The sequence below is a fragment of the Streptomyces sp. NPDC054883 genome, from assembly GCF_053610645.1.
On sequence record NZ_JBSGYT010000022.1, the window covers coordinates 65,358 to 86,658 of the forward strand.

The following is a 21,301-nucleotide window of genomic DNA, read 5'->3' on the forward strand; positions in this document are numbered from 1 at the left end:
CGTCACGGCCGCAGCCAGATCGTCGCCATGGGCGGCAGCGTGAGGCGCAGGCTCACCGGGCGCCCCTGTGCCGGGACCGGCTCGGGGCGCATCGGCTGGAGGTGGCGCACCCCGCTGCCGCCGTACGCCTCGGAGTCCGTGTTGAGCACCTCGTGCCACTGCGCCACCTGCTCCGGCACCCCGATCCGGTAGCCGTGCCGCACCACCGGGCAGAAGTTCGACACCGCCAGCAGCGGCGAGCCGTCCTGCGCGTACCGCAGGAACGCGAAGACGTTGTCGTCCGTCGCGTCCGCCTCCACCCAGGCGAACCCTTCCGGCACGGAGTCCCGCTCCCACAGCGCGGGCGTCGCCGTGTAGGTGTGGTTCAGGTCGCGCACGAGGTCGCGCACCCCCCGGTGGTCGCCGGCCGCCGAGTACCCGGGGTCCACCAGCCACCAGTCCGGCCCGTGCTCCTCCGACCACTCCGCTCCCTGGGCGAACTCCTGCCCCATGAACAGCAGTTGCTTGCCCGGATGGGCCCACATGAAGCCCAGGTACGCCCGGTGCGAGGCCCGCTGCTGCCACCAGTCGCCGGGCATCTTCGACACCAGCGACCGCTTGCCGTGCACCACCTCGTCGTGCGAGATCGGCAGCACGTAGTTCTCGCTGTACGCGTAGATCATCCCGAAGGTCATGTCGTGGTGGTGGTACTTGCGGTGCACCGGCTCCTTCGACACGTAGCGCAGCGTGTCGTGCATCCAGCCCATGTTCCACTTGAGGCCGAACCCCAGCCCGCCCGCGTCCGTGGGCCGGGTCACCCCCTCCCAGGCCGTGGACTCCTCCGCGATCGTCACCACCCCCGGGCAGCGCCGGTACACGGTCGCGTTCATCTCCTGGAGCAGCTTCACCGCGTCCCAGTTCTCCCGGCCGCCGTGCTCGTTCGGCAGCCACTGCCCCTCCTCGCGCGAATAGTCGAGGTAGAGCATGGAGGCCACCGCGTCCACCCGCAGCCCGTCGATGTGGAACTCCTGGCACCAGTACAGGGCGTTGGCGACGAGGAAGTTGCGCACCTCCTTGCGGCCGTAGTCGAACTCCAGCGTCCCCCAGTCCGGGTGGGCGGCCCGCCGCGGGTCGTGGTGCTCGTACAGCGGCCGTCCGTCGAACTCCGCCAGCGCCCACTCGTCGCGCGGGAAGTGCGCCGGGACCCAGTCGACGATCACGCCGACCCCGGCCCGGTGCAGCGAGTCCACCAGGAACCGGAAGTCGTCCGGGGTGCCCATCCGCGAGGTCGGCGCGTAGTAGCCGGTGACCTGGTAGCCCCAGGACCCGCCGAACGGGTGCTCGGCGACGGGCATCAACTCCACGTGCGTGAATCCGAGCTCCCGCACGTACGCCGGGAGCTGCTCGGCGAGCTCGCGGTAGGAGAGCCCCGGCCGCCAGGATCCCAGGTGCACCTCGTAGACCGACATCGGCGCTTGGTGCGCCGGCCGGGCGCCGCGCGCGGCCATCCACTCGGCGTCCTGCCACGCGTAGTGCGAGTCGGTGACGACGGAGGCGGTCGCCGGCGGGACCTCCGCCCGCCGCGCCATGGGGTCGGCCCGTACCGTGTGGCCGCCGTCGGGGCGGGTGATGTCGTACTTGTACAGGGTGCCCTCGCCGATCCCCGGCAGGAACAGCTCCCACACCCCGGTCGAACCGAGCGAGCGCATCGGGTACGCGCCCGCGTCCCAGTATGAGAAGTCGCCGGTCAGCCGCACGCCCTGGGCGTTCGGCGCCCACACCGTGAAGCGGGTGCCGCGGACGCCCTGGTGCTCCATGACGCGGGAGCCGAGGGCCGTCCACAGTTCCTCGTGCCGGCCCTCGCCGATCAGGTGCAGGTCGAGCTCGCCCAGCGCCGGGAGGAATCGGTAGGGGTCGTGGACCTCGATCTCGTCGCCGTCGTAGCCGACCAGCAGGCGGTAGTCGGGCACCTCGGCCAGCGGCAGCAGCCCGGAGAACAGCCCGTCGCCGTCGTCGTGGAGCTCGGCCCGCAGCCCCTCGGCGATCACGGTGACGGACTTCGCGTACGGGCGCAGCGCGCGGAAGGTGACCCCGCCCAGCTCGGGCCGGGAACCCAGCACGGCGTGCGGGTCGTGGTGGCGGCCCTCCAGCAGCCGGGCCCGCTCTCCGGCGTCGAGCGCCGGGGCCGGGGCGGTGCCTCGGGGCGCGGCGGGCCGCCGGGCCCGTGGCGTACGAGCCTTCGTCGGCGGCTCGGGGGCGGTGGCCGCTTCGTCGCGGACGGTCGGTGACGGCTGTCGTGCGGCGCTCACGCGAGCGGCCTCCTCGGGGGCTTCGGACGGGGCTGGGGGTGGGCGGCGGCGCCCGGGGCGGGTGGCAGCCGGTGGGCCGGCCGCTGCGGCTCCGAGAGCCGCCGGATCGCCGCCATCGGGACGTGCAGCCAGTCGGGGCGGTGCCGGGACTCGTAGCGGGCCTCGTACACCGCCTTGTCGGTCTCGTACGCGCGCAGCAGGACGGGGTCCTCGCGCGGGTCGCGGCCGGTGGTGCGGGCGTAGCCCTCGCAGAACGCGGCCCGGCAGTCGTCGGCCCACGCGGGGGCGAAGGGCCGGTGCGAGCGTGCGGCGTAGTCGAAGGAGCGCAGTATCCCGGCGATGTCGCGCACCGCCGGTTCGGGACGGCGGCGGTCGGCCAGCGGCCGGGCCGGTTCGCCCTCGAAGTCGATCAGTGCCCAGCTGCCGTCGGCGGCCCGGAGGGTCTGCCCCAGGTGCAGGTCCCCGTGGATCCGCTGGGCAGCGACCCCGGTACCCCGGGAGGCGGCCAGCGCGTCGAACGCCCCGCGCAGCCCCGCCTCGTAGGGCAGCAGCGCGGGCACCTCCCGGGCGGTGGCGGCCAGCCGGGCCGTCATCCCGGCGGCGAGCCGGGCGGTCTGCTCCGGGTCCAGCGCCAGGGTGGGCAGGGCTTCGGCGAGGGCGCTGTGCACCTCGGCGGTGGCCCGGCCCAGCGCGTGCGCCTCGGCGGTGAAGTCGGCCCCGGCGCCGAGCCGGCGCAGCGCGAGCTGCCAACCGTCGTCCGAGCCGCGCAGGTACGGCTGGAGCACGCCCAGGGTCAGCGGTTCGGAGCCGGGCAGTTCGGCCTCGTACCAGGCGACGGGAGCGGGCACCCGCGCACAGCCGACGGCGGCCAGCGCCCGGGGCAGTTCCAGATCCGGGTTGACCCCGGGCCCGACCCGGCGGAACACCTTGAGGATGTGTGAATCCCCGTAGATGAGCGAGGAGTTGGTCTGCTCGCCGGAGAGCGGCCGGGGCGCGGGCGCCGCCGGGATCAGCGCGTCCGGGTCCCGCTCGAAGCGCAGCGGGCCGAGCGAGCCGGGGGAGCGCAATCGTTCCAGCAGCAGCGCCGCGAGCCGCGGATCGCCGAGGCCCTCGTACACGGCGTGGCCGGCGTAAGGGCCCTGCTCGGCGTATCCGATCAGCGCGGGCGAGAGCCCCGGGGGGAGGTTGGGGCGTACCCCGAGCAGCAGCTGGTAGCAGTCCGAACTGCCCTCGGCATCCACCCCGATGAGCAGGTGGAGCAGCCCCGGCGAGGCCCCGGGCGGCAGCAGCTCGACGGCAGAGACCAGCCGGAGTCTGGTGATGGGGCGTCCCTTGCCGGCGAACCAGCGTTGTCTCGGCAGCCAGGCCCGCAGCATGGGCTCCAGCGGTCCGAGCGGGACTCCGGCCAGACTTCCCTGGCGGCTCCGGGCGGATGCAGCCTCCGACATGGCGTCGCGTCCTTTCCCCGGGCCGTCACAGAATGCGCAGAGTGTCCCGGATGGCGATGGTTGCTGTCCGGCGGTGAGCGAGTGTCGGGTCAGGATGATCCGTACAGGGGCGGGCGATTGACCCATTCGCGCGCCCGCCCCGTACCGCCGTTACCCGCTTTTCGATGCCGGACTACTCACTGCGCAGGCGGAACCACAGAAAGCCGTGTCCCGCGAGCGTGAGCAGGTACGGCCATTCGCCGATCGGCGGGAACCGCACGTCGCCCGTGAGTTCGACGGGCACCCGCCCGTTGAACGACCGCAGGTCCAGCTCGGTGGGCTGAGCGAAGCGCGAGAAGTTGTGCACGCACAGCACCAGGTCGTCCCCGTACTCGCGCAGGAACGCGAGCACCGCCGGGTTGGTCGAGGGCAGTTCGGTGTACGACCCCAGCCCGAAGGCGGGGTTCGCCTTGCGGACTTCGATGAGCCGGCGCGTCCAGTGCAGGAGCGAGGAGGGCGATGCCATCGCCGCCTCGACGCTGGTGACCTGGTACCCGTAGACGGGGTCCATGATGACCGGCAGGTTCAGCCTGCCCGGATCGCAGGAGGAGAAACCGGCGTTGCGGTCCGGCGTCCACTGCATGGGCGTGCGCACGCCGTCGCGGTCGCCGAGCCAGATGTTGTCGCCCATGCCGATCTCGTCGCCGTAGTAGAGCACCGGCGAGCCGGGCAGCGACAGGAGCAGGGCGGTGAACAGCTCCATCTGGTTGCGGTCGTTGTCGAGGAGCGGGGCGAGCCGGCGCCGGATGCCGATGTTGGCCCGCATCCGCGGGTCCTTGGCGTACTCGGAGTACATGTAGTCGCGCTCTTCGTCCGTGACCATTTCGAGGGTGAGCTCGTCGTGGTTGCGCAGGAAGATGCCCCACTGGCAGTTCGCCGGGATCGCCGGGGTCTTGGCCAGGATTTCGGAGACGGGGTAGCGGGATTCTCTTCGCACGGCCATGAAGATGCGCGGCATGACGGGGAAGTGGAACGCCATGTGGCACTCGTCCCCGCCCTTGGCGAAGTCACCGAAGTAGTCGACCACGTCCTCGGGCCACTGGTTGGCCTCGGCGAGCAGGACGGTGTCGGGGTAGTGCGCGTCGATCTCGGCCCGGACCCGCTTGAGGAGGGCGTGGGTGCGCGGGAGGTTCTCGCAGTTGGTGCCCTCCTCGGCGTACAGGTAGGGCACGGCGTCGAGGCGGAAACCGTCGATGCCGAGGTCGAGCCAGAAGCGCAGCGCCGAGATGATCTCCTCGACGACGGCCGGGTTCTCGTAGTTCAGGTCCGGCTGGTGCGAGAAGAAGCGGTGCCAGTAGTACTGCTTGCGCAGCGGGTCGTACGTCCAGTTCGAGGTTTCCGTGTCGATGAAGATGATGCGGGCGTCCTGGTACTGCTTGTCGTTGTCGGCCCACATGTAGTAGTCGCCGTACGGTCCGTCCGGATCCTTGCGCGACTGCTGGAACCACTCGTGCTGGTCGCTCGTGTGGTTCATGACGAAGTCGATGATCACCCGCATGCCGCGCTGGTGCGCGGCGTCCACGAACTCCACGAAGTCGGCGAGGTCGCCGAACTCCGGCAGCACGGAGGTGTAGTCGGAGACGTCGTAGCCCCCGTCGCGCAGCGGTGACGCGAAAAACGGCGGAAGCCAGAGGCAGTCCACACCCAGCCACTGGAGGTAGTCGAGTTTGGAGGTGAGGCCCTGCAGGTCGCCGACGCCGTCGCCGTTGCTGTCCTGGAACGAGCGGACGAGGACCTCGTAGAACACCGCCCGCTTGAACCAGTCGGGGTCGCGGTCCTTGGCGGGGGTGTCCTCGAACGTGTCGTGGACGGGATCGTTGATCATCATGTGATGGGTGACCCTCCGGTGGGCGGGGACGGTCGCAGAGCGGCCAGCACGTGCGCGGGCGTCCGGCCCGGCTCTAGGCGCACGTAGTTCGCCCTGCCCCAGTGATAGGTCTCGCCGGTGAGCTCGTCGCGCACCGCGAGGGACCCGTGCCAGTCGAGGCCGAGTACCGGCATGTCCAACGAGACGGTCGCCTCCTGGGTGTGGTGCGGATCGAGGTTGACGACCACCAGTACGGAATTGGCTCCGGCGTGCTTGGAATAGGCGATCACCTGTTCGTTGTCGGTCGAGTGGAAATGGAGGTCGCGCAGCTGCTGGAGGGCGGGATTGCGGCGGCGGACCCGGTTCAGGGTGGTGATCAGCGGGGCGATGGTGCGCCCCTCGCGGTCGGCGGCGGCCCAGTCGCGTGGCCGGAACTCGTACTTCTCCGAGTTCAGGTACTCCTCGCTGCCCGGCTTGACCGGCTCGTTCTCGCAGAGCTCGTATCCGGCGTAGATGCCCCAGGTGGGGGAGAGGGTGGCGGCGAGCACCGCCCGCACCTCGAAGGCCGGGCGACCGCCGTGCTGAAGGTACTCGTGCAGGATGTCCGGCGTGTTGACGAAGAAATTCGGCCGCATGACGGCCGCGGAGCGGTCGCCGGTCAGCTCGGTCAGGTACTCGGTCAGCTCCGCCTTGCTGTTGCGCCAGGTGAAGTACGTGTAGGACTGCTGGAAGCCCACGGCGGCGAGGGTGCGCATCATCGCGGGGCGGGTGAAGGCCTCGGCCAGGAAGATCACGTCGGGGTCGGTCTTGTTGATGTCCGCGATCACCTTCTGCCAGAAGACGACAGGCTTGGTGTGCGGATTGTCGACGCGGAAGATCCGGACGCCGTGGTCCATCCAGTGCCGCAGGATCCGGACCGTTTCCTCGACGATGCCGGCCATGTCGGTGTCGAAATGGACCGGGTAGATGTCCTGGTACTTCTTCGGCGGGTTCTCGGCGTACGCGATCGTCCCGTCCGCGCGGTGGCGGAACCACTCCGGCCGCTTCTCCACCCACGGGTGGTCCGGCGAGCACTGGAGCGCGAAGTCGAGGGCGATCTCCATGCGGAGCTCGCGGGCCCGCGCCACGAAGGCGTCGAAGTCCTCGATGGTGCCCAGCTCGGGGTGGACGGCGTCGTGACCGCCCTCGGTCGATCCGATGGCCCACGGCACGCCGGGGTCCCAACTACCGGCTGAGAGCGTGTTGTTCGGGCCCTTGCGGTAGGTGCTGCCGATGGGGTGGATGGGCGGCAGGTACACGACGTCGAAGCCCATGGCGGCGATAGCGGGCAGCCGTTCGGCGGCGGTCCGGAAGGTACCGCTCACCGGAGCCGAGCCGGGCTCCACCACCGCTCCCTCGGAGCGGGGGAACATCTCGTACCAGGAGCCGAACAGGGCCCGCTTGCGCTCCACGAGCAGCGGCAGCGGCTTCGCGGCGCTGACCAGCTCCCGGTACGGGCGCCGCGCGAGGGCCTCGGTCACCGGCTCGGCGAGGGCGGCCGCGTACCGCACGGAGACCTCACGGTCCTCGTCGCGCATCGCCTCGGCGGCGGCCAGCACGTGCGCCCGCCCGTCCTTCTTCGGGATCTTCGAGCCGGCCCGCGCGTAGAGCTCCGCGCCTTCGAGCAGCATCAGCCCGGTGTCGATGCCGGCCGGGATTTTGATGGCGGCGTGCGCCCGCCAGGTGGCGATGGGGTCGCTCCACGCCTCGACGGTGTACGTCCACCTGCCCTCGGTGTCGGCGCAGACCCTGGCCCCCCACCGGTCGGTACCGGGGGCGAGTTCGTGCATCGGCACGGGCGGCCGCAGCCGGCCGCTCGGATCTCGGAGTACGACGTGGGCGGAGACGGCGTCGTGGCCCTCGCGGAACACGGTGGCCGAGATCCGGAAGACCTCGTCCACGACCGCCTTGGCGGGTCTGGCGCCGCAGTCGACGGCAGGGCGGACGTCCAGCACGGGAATGCGACCGATCATGATGGGATCACCTGGGGGCAGTTCGCGGGGCTCGGTGGCAACGGTCCGGCTGACGGGGCAGCCGGCAGTGCACGCTCTGTTCGCTCTGTTTCTAGCCGCTCAGAAGTCGGCTGGGCTGCGGGCATGGCCGCTCCTGTCCGCGTTCACTCGGGTGGCGGGAGAGGTGGTGGGCGGTGTGCGCCGTGCGTGTACCCGGGGAGCCCTTCCCACTCTCGTCCCGCCCAATCCGCGTGCTTGGTTAACTACTCGTACGTAGTGGCACGCCGATAACCAAGCCCCGGCTCGACATCCGCCGAGGCTCCGTCAAGTCGGTTGAGGACTCCCGGACCTACACCGGTATACCGCCTTCGCGGCCCGCGCGCCCGTCGGCGCCGTGGCCGCACGGAGCGGTCGCGGGCTAGCCTCGTGGCTCCGGAAGTGATCCAAAGTGGACGGATGCGCGGGTGCACAGCGTGGTGCGGCCGCTCCGATCCGCGATCCCCTGCGAAGGTGGAACACGTGAAGGCTATCCGTCGATTCACCGTGCGCCCCGTCCTCCCCGAGCCGCTGCTGCCACTCGCCGACCTCGCGCGCAACCTGCGCTGGTCTTGGCACGCGGAAACCCGCGAACTCTTCCATTCCGTCGACCCCGAGGGCTGGCAGGCCGCTGCCGGCGATCCCGTGCGACTGCTCGGCGCCGTGTCCGCCGGCCGTCTGGAGGAGCTCGCCGGCGACCGGCGGTTCCTGCGCCGGCTCGCCGTGGCCGCCGCCGACCTCGATGACTACGTCCACGGCGCCAGGTGGTACCAGACCCACGAGAACGGTGGGGACCTGCCCGCCGCCATCGCCTACTTCTCCCCCGAGTTCGGTATCACCGCGGCCCTGCCGCAGTACTCCGGCGGGCTCGGCATCCTCGCCGGCGACCACCTCAAGGCCGCCAGCGACCTCGGAGCCCCGCTCGTCGGCGTGGGGCTGCTCTACCGGCACGGCTACTTCCGCCAGTCGCTCTCCCGCGACGGCTGGCAGCAGGAGCACTATCCCGTCCTCGACCCCAACGAGCTCCCGCTCGCCCTCGTCCGCGAGGCCGACGGCACTCCCGCCCGGGTGGTCCTCAGCCTGCCCGGCGGGCGGTCGTTGCACGCGCACATCTGGCAAGCCCGCGTCGGGCGGGTCCCGCTGCTGCTGCTGGACTCCGACGTCGAGGACAACGACACCGCCGCCCGCGAGGTGACCGACCGCCTCTACGGCGGCGGCAGCGACCACCGGCTGCTCCAGGAGATGCTGCTCGGCATCGGCGGCGTCCGCGCCGTGCGGACGTACTGCCGGCTGACCGGTCATGCCGACCCCGAGGTGTTCCACACCAACGAGGGACACGCCGGCTTCCTCGGTCTCGAACGCATAAGGGAACTCGAAGGTGAGCAGGGGCTCGGCTTCGACGCCGCCGTCGAGGCGGTCCGCGCCGGCACCGTGTTCACCACCCACACCCCCGTCCCCGCCGGTATCGACCGCTTCGACCGCGCACTGGTCGCCCGGCACTTCGGCGAGGGCGGCGAGCTGCCCGGCGTACCCGTCGAGCGGATCCTGGAACTGGGCGCGGAGTCCTACCCCGGCGGCGACCCGGGGGTGTTCAACATGGCCGTCATGGGCCTGCGCCTGGCCCAGCGCGCCAACGGCGTCTCCACCCTGCACGGCGCGGTCAGCCGGGGCATGTTCGCCGGGCTGTGGCCCGGCTTCGACCCGGTCGACGTGCCGATCACCTCCATCACCAACGGGGTGCACGCGCCGACCTGGGTGGCGCCCGAAGTGGTCCGGCTCGGCGCCCGCCAGATCGGGGCGGGCCGGACCGAGGACGCGCTGTCCGTCGGCGGCTCCCCGCGCTGGGACGCCGTGGCCGGCATCGCCGACCAGGAGGTCTGGGACCTGCGCCGGGTGCTGCGGGAGCAGCTGGTCCAAGAGGTGCGCGACCGGCTGCGGGCCTCCTGGAAGCAGCGCGGGGCCGCGGACGCCGAACTGGGCTGGGTGGACTCCGTGCTCGACCCCGACGTGCTGACGATCGGCTTCGCCCGCAGGGTCCCCTCGTACAAGCGGCTCACGCTGATGCTGCGCGACCCGGAGCGGCTGCGCCGGCTGCTGCTGGACCCCGACCGGCCGGTGCAGATCGTGGTCGCCGGCAAGGCGCACCCCGCCGACGACGGCGGCAAGCGCCTCGTGCAGGAGCTGGTGCGGTTCTCCGACGACCCCCGGGTGCGGCACCGGATCGTCTTCCTGCCCGACTACGGCATGGCCATGGCACAGAAGCTCTACCCGGGCTGCGACATCTGGCTGAACAATCCGCTGCGCCCGCTGGAGGCCTGCGGCACGAGCGGGATGAAGGCCGCGCTCAACGGATGCCTCAACCTCTCCGTGCTGGACGGCTGGTGGGACGAGTGGTTCGAGCCCGACTTCGGCTGGGCCATTCCCACCGCCGACGGGGCCGGGACGGACGTGGAACGGCGCGACGACCTGGAGGCCAACGCCCTCTACGAGCTGATCGAGAGCCGGGTCGCGCCCCGCTTCTACGACCGGGCCGGGCGCAGCGGACTGCCCGAGCGGTGGATCGAGATGGTCCGGCGCACCCTGGTCTCCCTGGGGCCGAAGGTGCTCGCGGGGCGGATGGTGCGGGAGTACGTGGAGCGGCTCTACGCCCCCGCAGCGCTCGCGCACCGCGCGCTCGACCCGGAGGCGGCGCGGGACCTCGCCTGGTGGAAGGGCCGGGTCCGCGCGGCCTGGCCCCGGGTCGCCGTCGAGCACGTGGAGGCGCTCGCCGCCGCCCCCGTCGGCGGGACCGCCGAGCTGGGGGCCACCCTCACCCTGCGGGTCCGGGTGGCGCTCGACGCGCTCGCCCCGGAGGACGTCGAGGTGCAGGCCGTCGCGGGCCGGGTGGACGCGCAGGACGTGATCCAGGGCGCCCGGACCTTCCCGCTGAAACCGGCCTCCGGGCCGGACCTGGAGGGCCGCTGGGTCTACGAGGGCCCGCTCGCCCTCGACCGTACGGGGCCCTTCGGCTACACCGTACGGATCCTGCCCGCGCACCCGCTGCTGGCGAGCCCGGCCGAACTGGGCCTGGTCGCGGGCCCCCTGGAAACCAGCGCCGACACCGACGCGGGGGGCGGGGTCCTGCTGAGGTGAAGCCCGAGGGGGCGGGCGGCGGGACATCCCCCCGGCCTCACGGGTCGACCAGCCGCCCGTCCTCCACCAGCATCCCGGCCCGCTTGATGTTGCGCAGGGTCGGGATCACCTCGACCCGCTCGATGCCCGGCACGGTCCCGATCCGCTCCGTCAGGTACGTGTACAGCGCCTCCGTGTCCCGGCAGACCACGACCGCCAGCAGGTTCGCCGCCCCGGTCACCGCGGCCGCGAAGGGCACCTCCTCGTGCCGGGCGACCGCCGCGCCCGCCTCCGCCAGCCGGGCGGGCGCCGCGGTCAGCATCAAGGTCGCCTCCGCCTCGTAGCCGAGCCGGGAGGGCACGAGCTCCACGTCCAGGTACAGCGCCCCGAGCTCGCGCAGCCGCTCCAGGCGGCGGCGCGCGGTGGATTCCGACAGGCCCGAGGCGCGGGCCAGTTCGGGGTAGCCGGCCCGCCCGTCCCGGCCCAGTACCGACAGCAGCGCCAACTCGGCCTCGTCCAGCGTGTGGCGCTCCCGCACCGGCAGGGCCGGCGGCCGCTCCAGCGCCGCGGCCTGCTCGGGCCGCAGCACGTCCAGTCCGCACCACCGCTCCGGGCCGCCGACGAAGACCCGCAGCAGCGTGTGGGCGCTGACCCCGGTCACCCGGCGGGTGCGCGGGAGCTTGTCCAGCAGCAGGCCGTCGCGGTCCGCGCGGGTGCGCGCCTTGGTCAGGCAGTGGATCTCGGTCCCGCCCGAGCCGAGCTTCACCCAGGAGATGTCAGGCCGCCGGGCCAGCGCCCCGGCCACCTCCAGCGCCGCGTCGGGCGCGCACTGCACGCGCAGCCAGGACTCGAACAGTCCGACGCGGCGGCCCTGCGGCAGCCCGATCACCCGGATGAGACCGCCGGAGCGCATCCGGCGGTAGCGGCGCACCACCGTCTGGTCCGAGACCTCCAGTACTTCGGCGAGCCGACTGAAGGAGGCCCGGCCGTCGATCATCAACGCCTGGATCAGGGATCGGTCGAGGAGGTCGAGCTCCTCGTCCGGTGCGGTGCGGTTCATGGTTTCCATCATTCCAGGCCCTTCGATGACCGGAATCCGGCGGCGAACGGGTGCCGGGTGTGGGGACGGGCGTACCGGCTGCGACCTTGGGGGCACCGACCCAATGACTCGATCGACTCCAAAAGAGGAGAGTTCCATGCGCAAGTGGCTGCCGTTGACGGCGGTCTGTCTGGGGGCCTTCATGCTCCTGGTCGACGTCACGATCGTGACCGTCGCCCTGCCGGACATGGCCGCCGACATGCACACAGGGTTCTCCGCCCTCCAGTGGGTGATGGACATATACGCCCTGGCGCTGGCCGCCCTGCTGCTCGGCGCGGGCTCCCTCGCCGACCGCATCGGCCGACGCCGCGTTTACCTCGGCGGCCTCGTGGTCTTCGCCGCCGCCTCGCTCGCCTGCGGCCTGGCCACCGGCCCCACCGCCCTGATCGCCTTCCGCGCCGTGCAGGGCCTCGGCGGCGCGGCGATGTTCGCCACCACCATGGCCCTGCTCAGCGCCGCCTACCAGGGCCGCGACCGCGGGATCGCCTTCGGCGTCTGGGGCGCGGTCAACGGCGCCGCCGCCGCGGCCGGCCCGATCATCGGCGGACTGCTGACCGAGCACTTCGGCTGGCGCTGGATCTTCTACATCAACCTGCCGGTCTGCGCCCTGGCGGTGTACGTCACCCGCAAGGCGGTCGCCGACTCCCGCAACCCGCACGCCAAGGGCCTCGACCTGCCCGGCATGACCGCCTTCACCGCCGGTGCCGGGGGCGTCACGTACGCGCTGATCCGGGCCGGCGAGACCGGCTGGACCTCCGGCGCCACCCTCGGCCTCCTCGGCCTGGGCGCGGCCGCCTTCGCCGTCTTCGTCCTCGTCGAACTGCGCACCGCCCGCCCCATGCTGGACCTCTCGCTGTTCCGCAGCGGTACCTTCGTCGGTGTCATGGCCGCCGCGCTGCTGCTGTCCGGGGCGGCGTTCTCGTACCTGATGTACGTCTCCCTCTGGCTCCAGTCCGTCGAGGGACTGAGCCCGGTCGGCGCGGGCCTCGTCGTGGTGCCGCTGAGCCTGGCCTCGTTCCTCGTCTCGGCCCTGGCCGGACGGCTCCTGCACGGGGCCCCGGCGCGGCTGACGATCGGCGGCGGGCTGGCGCTGATCGGGGCGGGCGCGCTGCTCCAGGCCTGGATGCTGGACGCCGGTGACGGCTGGCCGGCGCTGGTCCCGGGGCTGCTGGTGACGGGGGCCGGGGTGGGCGCGGCGATCCCGTCGCTGGCCGCCACCGTGATGGGGGCGGTTGCTCCGGCCCGGGCCGGCATGGCGGGGGGCGCGCTGAACACGGCCCGGCAGCTGGGCATGGCCTTCGGCATCGCGGTGCTCGGCTCCCTCTTCCACGCCGGGCTGGCGGACGGGCTCGCCGGCTCCGGCCGGGCGCGCGGCACCGCCGAGGCGCTGGCGTCGGGCGGGGCGGGGCAACTGCTGGCGGCGGCCCCGGCGGCGAAGGCCTGGGTGGAGGCGGCCTTCGTGAGCGGACTGCGGGAGACCTTCGTGGCCTCGGGGGTGATGGGCCTGCTGGGCGCCGTCGCCGCGGTCCTGCTGATCCGCTCCGCGGGGCGGACCGGGGGCGCGGCGGCGGCCGGTCCCCGGCCCGCGGAAGCGGTCGCGGTGGCGGTGGCGGACCGGGTCTAGGGGGTGTCTGACGGGCCGCGGTGGCTGCCGGATGGGCCCCGCCGACCGATCCAGGAGGGTGAACCTTCGAACGCGCTGGGCATGCTGAATCGTTTCGTCTGAATCGTCCGCTCCTACGCTGCCCGCTGGATGCCACCGGACCGGCATTCCAGCCGACCAGAGAACGGACTCTTCATGCGTGCTCGTACCACCGCCGCCGCACTCCTCGGTGCTCTCGCTCTCGTTCTGCCCGCCTCCGGCACCTCGCTGGCGGCCGACCACGACGATGACGACGGCCGCCGCTCGCTGGGCCGCCTGGAGTACCTCGTCGACGACGACGAGGCGGGCGGCGACGAGCACCGCCAGATCCGTCCGGCGGACAACGACACCTGCTACCGGCTGACGGGCACCTCGTGGGAGGACCCGGCGACCTCCGTGCACAACGAGACGGAGTCGCTGGCGGTGCTGTTCCGGGACCGCGACTGCGGCGAGCGTGCGGAGCGGGCGCTGGAGCCGGGAGAGCGGGTGCACGGCGTCCAGGTCCGGTCGGTGCTCTTCAAGCCGGTCGACGACAACGAAGGCCGCCACGAGGGCCGTCACGACGGGCGTGGCGACGGGCGTGACGACGACGACTTCGGCAACGGCGACGAGGACCGGGGCCGCCGCGACGCCCGGCCGGGCCTGCCGGGGGCACAGATGCAGAACGGCGCCAGGCCGGCGGTGCAGGAGATGACGAAGCCGCGCATGGACGAGCCGGGCGCACAGCCGGCCGACGAGCCGGCGGGCGACGAGCAGGCGGGCGACGAGCAGGCGCGTGACGAGCAGGCGGGCGACGAGCAGGCGCGTGACGAGCCGGCGGGCGACGAGCAGGTGCGGGAGGAGCAGGCCCGCGACGAGCAGGCCCGCGACGAGTCGGCGGGTGACGAGCAGGCCCGGCAGGACCAGGCGCAGCGCGACGAGCAGGCCCCCAAGGACCAGATCCGGCGCGAGGAGCAGGCGCGCCAGGAGGAGCAGGCCCGGATGGACGAGCAGGGCCGCCAGGAGCAGCAGGGCCGCCCCGGCGAGCAGGGTCCCGACATGTTCGACCGCATCTTCGGCGCCATCGGCTGACCCGCCGGCACGCGACGCGAGAGCCCGGCACCCCGTGGTGCCGGGCTCTCCCGTGTCATGGAACAGGGCCGCCCGGGGAGGTCGTCTCCCGGGCGGCCCCGTGATCAATCGGTCGAGCCGTGGAGCGGCTCGGCCCCCGTCACCCCGGTAGGGGTCAGAAGGTGAGCTTCCAGCTGTTGATGTAGCCGGTGTCCGCGGAGGCGAGGTCCGCCACCCGCAGCTTCCAGACACCCTGGGCGACCTCGGAGGAGGCGTTCACGGTGAAGCTCTGGACGATGTTGTCCGCGCTGCCGCCGGTGCGGTTGCGCAGGTTGTAGACGGAGCCGTCGGGGGCGACCAGGTCGACCTTCAGGTCACCGACGTAGGTGTGGACGATGTTGACGTCCACCTTGAGGGTGCTCGGGGCGTTGCCCGTGCGGGTCACCGTGATCGGGGACTCCACGGTCGAGTTGTCCGCGATCTGGTAGTCGTTCGTGTTCTCGAACACGTTCTGCTGGGACGTGCCGACGGTCCAGGTGAAGGACGCCGTACCCGTCTTGCCCGCGGAGTCGGTCACCGTGACGGTCACGTTGGACGTGCCCGCGGTGGTGGCGGTACCCGAGATCAGACCCGTGGAGGAGTTGATCGACAGGCCGGCCGGCAGACCGGTCGCCGCGTAGCTCAGCGCGCCCGCGTTGGTGCTGGTCGCCTGGACCTGAAGGCTGACAGCGGTGTTGATCTGGGTGGTCTGGTTGGCGATCGGGGTGACCGAGACGCCGGAGGTGATGCGCGCCCCGACGTTGATGCCGGCCCAGGCGTTCGCCACGTTGTTGTACGTGGTCGAGCCCTGGCCGTACAGGTCGGCGGCGGCCTGGAGGGTCGCCGTGCGGGCGGCCGCGTAGTTGGTGTTCGACTTGAAGTAGCCGACCGTCAGCGCGCGGAACCAGATCTTCGCGGCGGCGTCCCGGCCGATCGCGGTGACCGGGAGGTTGTCCGAGGTCGGCGAGTCGTAGCTGACGCCGTTGATGACCTTGGCACCGGAGCCCTCGGACATCAGGTAGAAGACGTGGTTCGCCGGGCCCGAGGAGTAGTGGACGTCGAGGCCGCCGAGGCTGGAGGACCAGTAGTCCTTGGAGCCGCCGTCCTTGCTCGGCTTGTCCATGTAGCGCAGCGGGGTGCCGTCGCCGTTGATGTCGATCTTCTCGCCGACCAGGTAGTCGCCGACGTCCTGCGGGTTGTTGGCGTAGAACTCGACGTTCGCCGCCATGATGTCGGAGGTCGCCTCGTTCAGACCGCCGGGCTCACCGCTGTAGGTCATGTTGCCGGTGACCGAGGTCAGACCATGCGTCATCTCGTGCGCGGCCACGTCGATGGACGTCAGCGGGTGCGTGTTGCCGGTGCCGTCGCCGTACGTCATGCAGAAGCAGCCGTCGTCCCAGAAGGCGTTGACGTACGCGCTGCCGTAGTGCACCCGGCTGTACGGCGCGACGCCGTCGTTGCGCAGGCCGTTGCGGCCGTGCACGTTCTTGTAGTAGTCCCACGTCAGCTGGGCGCCGTAGTGGGCGTCCGCGCCGGCGGTCGCCCGGTTGGAGGCGGCGCCGTTGCCCCAGACGTCGGTGGTGTTGGTGAAGAGCGTGCCGGTGCCGGAGCTGCCGCCGTTGAGGTCGTAGGTCTTGTGGCCGCCGCGCCCGGCGTCGGTCAGCGTGTAGTTGCTGCCCGACTGCGAGGTGCCCACCGTGACCTGGCCGCTGTACATGGTGTTGCCGGTGCCGGTCTCGATGGCCTGCCACTGGGTGATCTTCGCGCCGGTCTTGGCGTCGGTGACCACGTGCAGCTCGCTCGGGGTGCCGTCGTCCTGGAGGCCGCCGACGACGGTCTCGAAGGCGAGGACGGGCGCGCCCTCGGCCGCCCAGATCACCTTGCGGGCGTTCTTGGAGGGCTTGGCCTGCTTGGCGCCCGCGGCGTTGGCCGAGGAGACGGCCTGGCTCTCGGCCGCCGAGGGGGCGACGGAGGGGCTGGTGTCCGCCACCTTGATCTCGTGGTTCGTGGCCTTGGTGACGCTCTTGGTGACGCCGCCCTTGGCGTGGACCGTCAGGTCGCCGCCGAGCACGGGTATGCCGTCGTACGTGCGCTCGTACGTGGTGTGGGTGGTGCCGTCGGCATCCTGGACCACATCGCGGACGACCAGGCGCTCCTGACCGCCGAGGCCGAGGGCCTTGGCCGCCTGCACGGTGGTCGAGTTGGCGTCGGCGAGGAGCGTCGCACGCTCCGAAGCGCTGAGTTGGCGGGCGGCCGCGCCCGGGTTGGGCTGAGCCGCCTTGGCGGACTGCGACGACGCGGTGGCGTCGGCGGTGGCGGTTCCGGCCTGAATGCCTACGGCGAGCAGGGCTGCGGCGGCGACGAGAGCGCCGGCCGCGGTGGCACGCCGCTGGGGGGTGAGACTCAACGCGAACTCCTTCTGCGAGGGGGGTTCCGGACGGCTGGGTCGGCCTCCGGGCAGATCAGGACTGGTGCGATGAACGGTCGAAGAGTGTCACCTGCGGACGTCGATGTCAGGGCCACATCAAAAGGTTGGCTGGAAACAGTCCGTTGTCCGAAGAGACGTATCCGGTATCCGAACCATTCACTTCCGTATGAGAGGGAGAGGGCGGCACATCCGGAACAGCAGATGCCAGTTGCTAACACTTGGACAACGGGAAGCTCCATTAACGCAAACGGCATTAAACGTACGGGTGTTTGTCGTACTGTTTCCCGGTGCGTCAGATGCCCGTCGCCAGGGGAAGCCGCGGGCACACGCCACTGTCATAGACCACGTGCCAGGGGGGCCCATGAGGCATGTCCATTTTCCTGCGCAAAGAGTGGCCGGGACGGCCGTTGATCCGACCGCGTCGACGTCCGCGCCTCCGCGCCGGCTCGGCGACAAGGCTCGCTGGTACCTTCCCGCAGCGGTAACGGCCGATTTCCTGGGCGCGGCGGTTCCCGTCGGGCTCGTCTTCGACGCGGCGCAGCAGGCCCGGCCCGTCTACTGCGCCGTCGGCGCGGCCCTCGGGTGGACCGCGGTACAGGCGCTGCGCCGACGGTACGCGACCCGGGTGCTCGGGGAGTCCCGCGGTGTGCTGCCCGTCCTCCACGACTGGCTGATTCTGATCGGTGTCCTCGCCGTCGCCCGGGTGGTGACCGGTGAGAGCACCCCGCGACTGGCGGCGCTGGGGGCGCTGTTGCCCGCACTGCTGATCACCGTAGCCTGTCACAAGCTGACCTACCGCCACCTCTCCGCCGCCCGCCGGGAGGCCCAGGCGGTCAGCCGGGTCCTGGTCGTCGGCGAGCCCGAGGCGGCCGAAGGCGTGATCGCACACCTCGCCTCGCGCACCGACCACCCCTACGTCGTCGTCGGTGTCGTCCCGGTCGGCGAAGGACGACTCGACAGCGGAGTACCCGTCGCGACCCGGCTGGGCGCGACCCCGCACGGCCCCGGCGCGGACGCCGCCGCCGTGCTCGGCGCCGTCCGCAGCCACCACGCCGACCTGGTGCTCGTCGCCCCGGGCGTGCGGATCACCGGGGAGCGGCTGCGCCGGGTCGTCTGGGCGCTGCACGACGCCGGGCTGGAACTGGCCGTCTTCCCGGGTCTGGTGGAGATATCCGTCAAACGGCTGGAGACCCTCTCCGCCGGCGGGCTCGCCGTGCTGCGGATCGCGCCGCCCGTGCGCAGGGGGGTGCAGACGCTGCTCAAGTCGGCGCTGGACCGGGCGGGCGCCGCCGTCGGACTGCTGCTGCTGTCGCCGCTCTTCCTCGCGCTCGTCCTGGCGATACGTTTCAGCTCGCGCGGGCCGGCCTTCTACAGCCAGCACCGGATCGGCCGCGACGGGGTCCCGTTCGTCATGTGGAAGTTCCGCACGATGGTCGTGGACGCCGACCGGCTGAAGGCCGAGCTGGCGGGGACCAACGAGAACGACGGCCTGATGTTCAAGATGCGCCGGGACCCCCGGGTGACCCGGGTGGGGCGGCTGCTGCGCCGGACCTCGATGGACGAACTGCCCCAGCTGTTCAACGTGCTGACCGGCAGCATGTCGCTGGTCGGCCCGCGCCCGCCGCTGCCGGAGGAGGTGGCCCGGTACGACGAGACCGAGCTGCGCCGGCTGAGGGTGCGCCCCGGTATGACGGGCCTGTGGCAGATCAGCGGACGGTCGGACCTGTCTTGGGACGAAACGATTCAGCTTGATCTCCAGTACGTCGACAACTGGTCCTTCACCAGCGACGTCGACGTCATGGGCCGTACGCTCCGCGCCGTCGTCGACGGTCGCGGAGCGTACTGAGGGGCCGGCCTTGCGATCAGCCCCGCGTCCGGCATCGCGGCCGGTCCTGGGATCAGGGCGACGTCTGCGAGTCGAGCCACCAGCGGTAGGTGGACGCGATTCCGTCGCGCAGCGCGATGCCCGGCTTCCAGCCCAGCGAGGTCAGGCGGGTGACGTCCAGCAGTTTGCGGGGCGTCCCGTCGGGCTTGGAGGTGTCCCAGGCGAGCCGGCCCTCGAAGCCGGTCACTTCGGCCACCGTCTCGGCCAGGGCCTTGATGGTGAGGTCCTCGCCGCAGCCGATGTTGACGGGCTCGTCGCCGTCGTAACGCTCCAACAGCACGGCGCAGGCGGCTGCGAGGTCGTCGACGTGCAGGAACTCGCGGCGCGGGGTGCCCGACCCCCACAGGGTCACTTCCTCACGCCCCTCGGCCGCGGCCTCGTGGAAGCGCCGGATCAGCGCGGGCAGGACGTGGGAGGACTCCAGGTCGAAGTTGTCCCCCGGGCCGTACAGGTTCGTGGGCATGGCCGAGATGTACGAGGCGCCGTACTGCTTGCGGTACGACTGGACCTGCACGATCCCGGCGATCTTGGCGAGGGCGTAGGCCTCGTTGGTCGGCTCCAGCGGGCCGGTCAGCAGGGCGTCCTCGCTGATGGGCTGCGGGGCCAGCTTCGGGTAGATGCAGGAGGAGCCGAGGAACAGCAGCCGGTCCACCCCGGCGGCGTGCGACCCGGCGATGACGCTGAGCTGGATCCGGAGGTTGTCCTCCAGGAACTGCACCGGATAAGTGCTGTTGGCCATGATCCCGCCGACCTTGGCGGCGGCCAGCACCACGGCGTCCGGGCGGACGTCCCGCAGGTACGCCCCGGTCGCCGCGCCGTCGCGCAGGTCGAGCTCGGCGCGGCTGCGGGTGAGCACCTGGTGGCCGTCGGCGGTCAGCCGCCGGGCCACCGCGGACCCCACGAGGCCGCGGTGGCCGGCGACGAAGACGCGGGCGTGCGGGGGCAGGAGCGGCAGCGAACTTGTCATACCGCCGATGATGCCAGTCCGCCGCGGCGGCATTTCCCGGAGGCCGACCGCCGTCGCGAAAGCGCCCGCCGGCGGCCGCCCGGAGCGGTCCGGCCGCCTCGAGCCCGGCGCCAGGGCGGGGCCGAACGCGGCACGAGAGGTGCCGGACGGGCCGTGTACGGTACCCATCCGGCCCCGGGCCGCGCGGGCGCACGCCGTACGAGGCGGCGGGACGGCCCCGGCACACCGGGCCGGCCGGCCCGCCGCGAGTCCAGGGGCGCAGCCCCGCAGAACGGGTGGGGCCGAGCCCCGCTCACCGCAACAGCGCACAACGACAACCAGGGGGACCCCACATGGGCAAGACCGCACTGATCACCGGCGTCACCGGGCAGGACGGCTCGTACCTCGCCGAGCTCCTGCTCGCCAAGGGCTACACGGTGCACGGGCTCGTGCGGCGGTCCTCCAGCTTCAACACGGAGCGGATCGACCACATCTACCAGGACCCGCAGACGGAGAACCGCTCCCTCGTGCTGCACCACGCCGACCTGTCCGACGGCGTCGCGCTGGTGAACCTGCTCCGCGACATACGCCCCGACGAGGTCTACAACCTGGGCGCCCAGTCCCACGTCCGCGTCTCCTTCGACGCGCCCCTCTACACCGGTGACGTCACCGGCCTCGGGGCGCTGCGCCTGCTGGAGGCCATCCGGGCCAGCGGCGTGGACACCCGTATCTACCAGGCCTCGTCCTCGGAGATGTTCGGCTCCACCCCGCCGCCGCAGAACGAGCTGACCCCGTTCCACCCGCGCAGCCCGTACGGGGCCGCCAAGGTCTTCGCGTACTGGACCACGGTGAACTACCGCGAGGCCTACGGCATGTTCGCGGTGAACGGGATCCTCTTCAACCACGAGTCCCCGCGCCGCGGCGAGACCTTCGTGACCCGCAAGATCACCCGCGCGGTCGCCCGGATCAAGGCCGGCCTCCAGGACCACCTCTACCTCGGCAACCTCGACGCCGTCCGCGACTGGGGATACGCGCCGGAGTACGTCGACGCCATGTGGCGGATGCTCCAGCAGGACGAGCCCACCGACTACGTGGTCGCCACCGGCGTCGCCGCGACCGTCCGCGAGTTCGTCGAGTCCTCCTTCGGCCACGCCGGCCTCGACTGGACCGAGCACGTGCGCCACGACCCCAAGTACGAGCGCCCCAGCGAGGTCGACGCACTCATCGGCGACGCCTCCAAGGCGCAGGAGATCCTCGGCTGGAAGCCGACGGTCCTGGTGGCGGAACTCGCCCGGATCATGGTCGACGCCGACGTCCGCCAGGTCGAGGACCAACTGGCGGGCGTGACCGTCCGCATAGACCGCTGAGGGCCTGGTCTTTCGCCTACGCTTTGCCGTGTCCCGGTCATACCGTGCAGGTCCCTGCCGGGTGACCGGGGCACACCTGCCGTATGTCCGCCGTGCGCCCTCCATGCGAAACCCGTTGATTCCAA

General features: G+C 71.8%; 11 protein-coding genes and 1 pseudogene. 5 read left to right on the plus strand and 7 right to left on the minus strand.

Features of this window, described 5'->3' with window-relative positions; genetic code table 11:
* Positions 1 to 2: 2 nt before the first annotated feature.
* From glgB to ACWGH1_RS18215, 4 genes and pseudogenes are all read right to left on the minus strand, one after another.
* Positions 3 to 2,567, minus strand: coding sequence for a 1,4-alpha-glucan branching enzyme (gene glgB, locus ACWGH1_RS18200; protein WP_453408819.1), 2,565 nt, complete (start codon positions 2,565 to 2,567; stop codon positions 3 to 5).
* Positions 2,568 to 3,445: 878 nt separating this feature from the next.
* Positions 3,446 to 3,862: pseudogene (locus ACWGH1_RS18205) on the minus strand (maltokinase N-terminal cap-like domain-containing protein); the annotation flags it as partial.
* Positions 3,863 to 3,908: 46 nt separating this feature from the next.
* Entirely contained in the window at positions 3,909 to 5,603 is a 1,695-nt protein-coding gene (gene treS, locus ACWGH1_RS18210) for a maltose alpha-D-glucosyltransferase (protein ID WP_453353453.1), read from the minus strand.
* Positions 5,600 to 7,594, minus strand: coding sequence for a maltotransferase domain-containing protein (locus ACWGH1_RS18215; protein ID WP_453353454.1), 1,995 nt, complete (start codon positions 7,592 to 7,594; stop codon positions 5,600 to 5,602). The genes treS and ACWGH1_RS18215 overlap by 4 nt, the downstream gene beginning before the upstream one ends.
* A gap of 498 nt (positions 7,595 to 8,092) precedes the next feature.
* Between ACWGH1_RS18215 and glgP the strand changes: the two genes are divergently transcribed.
* Entirely contained in the window at positions 8,093 to 10,741 is a 2,649-nt protein-coding gene (gene glgP, locus ACWGH1_RS18220; protein WP_453353455.1) for an alpha-glucan family phosphorylase, read from the plus strand.
* 37 nt (positions 10,742 to 10,778) lie between these two features.
* On the opposite strand, the gene ACWGH1_RS18225 is transcribed toward glgP, so the two are convergent.
* Positions 10,779 to 11,780: an Lrp/AsnC family transcriptional regulator gene (locus ACWGH1_RS18225; RefSeq protein ID WP_453353456.1), complete on the minus strand. Its 1,002-nt coding sequence runs from the start codon at positions 11,778 to 11,780 to the stop codon at positions 10,779 to 10,781.
* Between the two features lie 136 nt (positions 11,781 to 11,916).
* Here ACWGH1_RS18225 and ACWGH1_RS18230 point away from each other — a divergent pair, with 136 nt between their 5' ends.
* Entirely contained in the window at positions 11,917 to 13,443 is a 1,527-nt protein-coding gene (locus tag ACWGH1_RS18230; RefSeq protein ID WP_453353457.1) for an MFS transporter, read from the plus strand.
* Positions 13,444 to 13,617: 174 nt separating this feature from the next.
* A complete protein-coding gene (locus ACWGH1_RS18235; RefSeq protein ID WP_453408820.1) occupies positions 13,618 to 14,532 on the plus strand; it encodes a hypothetical protein in 915 nt (304 codons plus the stop codon).
* A 154-nt stretch (positions 14,533 to 14,686) separates the two neighbouring features.
* Here the strand turns inward: ACWGH1_RS18235 and ACWGH1_RS18240 are convergent, their stop codons facing one another.
* On the minus strand, positions 14,687 to 16,957 hold the full coding sequence (locus ACWGH1_RS18240; RefSeq protein WP_453355917.1) for a M4 family metallopeptidase: 2,271 nt from the start codon (positions 16,955 to 16,957) through the stop codon (positions 14,687 to 14,689).
* A 382-nt stretch (positions 16,958 to 17,339) separates the two neighbouring features.
* On the opposite strand from ACWGH1_RS18240, the gene ACWGH1_RS18245 reads away from it, so the two are divergent.
* Positions 17,340 to 18,824, plus strand: a complete 1,485-nt coding sequence (locus tag ACWGH1_RS18245; RefSeq protein WP_453355918.1) for a sugar transferase — start codon at positions 17,340 to 17,342, stop codon at positions 18,822 to 18,824.
* Between the two features lie 52 nt (positions 18,825 to 18,876).
* Here the strand turns inward: ACWGH1_RS18245 and ACWGH1_RS18250 are convergent, their stop codons facing one another.
* A complete protein-coding gene (locus ACWGH1_RS18250; protein ID WP_453408821.1) occupies positions 18,877 to 19,830 on the minus strand; it encodes a GDP-L-fucose synthase family protein in 954 nt (317 codons plus the stop codon).
* A 332-nt stretch (positions 19,831 to 20,162) separates the two neighbouring features.
* On the opposite strand from ACWGH1_RS18250, the gene gmd reads away from it, so the two are divergent.
* Positions 20,163 to 21,176 (plus strand): GDP-mannose 4,6-dehydratase, encoded by a 1,014-nt coding sequence (gmd, locus tag ACWGH1_RS18255; protein ID WP_453356289.1) that lies wholly within the window; start codon positions 20,163 to 20,165, stop codon positions 21,174 to 21,176.
* Positions 21,177 to 21,301 lie beyond the last annotated feature (125 nt).

Coding starts and splice junctions, on each gene's coding strand:
- treS (WP_453353453.1), bottom strand. CDS start 5,603: ATGATGATCAACGATCCCGTCCACGACACGTTCGAGGACACCCCCGCC.
- ACWGH1_RS18215 (WP_453353454.1), bottom strand. CDS start 7,594: ATGATCGGTCGCATTCCCGTGCTGGACGTCCGCCCTGCCGTCGACTGC.
- ACWGH1_RS18225 (WP_453353456.1), bottom strand. CDS start 11,780: ATGAACCGCACCGCACCGGACGAGGAGCTCGACCTCCTCGACCGATCC.
- ACWGH1_RS18230 (WP_453353457.1), top strand. CDS start 11,917: ATGCGCAAGTGGCTGCCGTTGACGGCGGTCTGTCTGGGGGCCTTCATG.
- ACWGH1_RS18235 (WP_453408820.1), top strand. CDS start 13,618: ATGCGTGCTCGTACCACCGCCGCCGCACTCCTCGGTGCTCTCGCTCTC.
- ACWGH1_RS18245 (WP_453355918.1), top strand. CDS start 17,340: ATGAGGCATGTCCATTTTCCTGCGCAAAGAGTGGCCGGGACGGCCGTT.
- ACWGH1_RS18250 (WP_453408821.1), bottom strand. CDS start 19,830: ATGACAAGTTCGCTGCCGCTCCTGCCCCCGCACGCCCGCGTCTTCGTC.
- gmd (WP_453356289.1), top strand. CDS start 20,163: ATGGGCAAGACCGCACTGATCACCGGCGTCACCGGGCAGGACGGCTCG.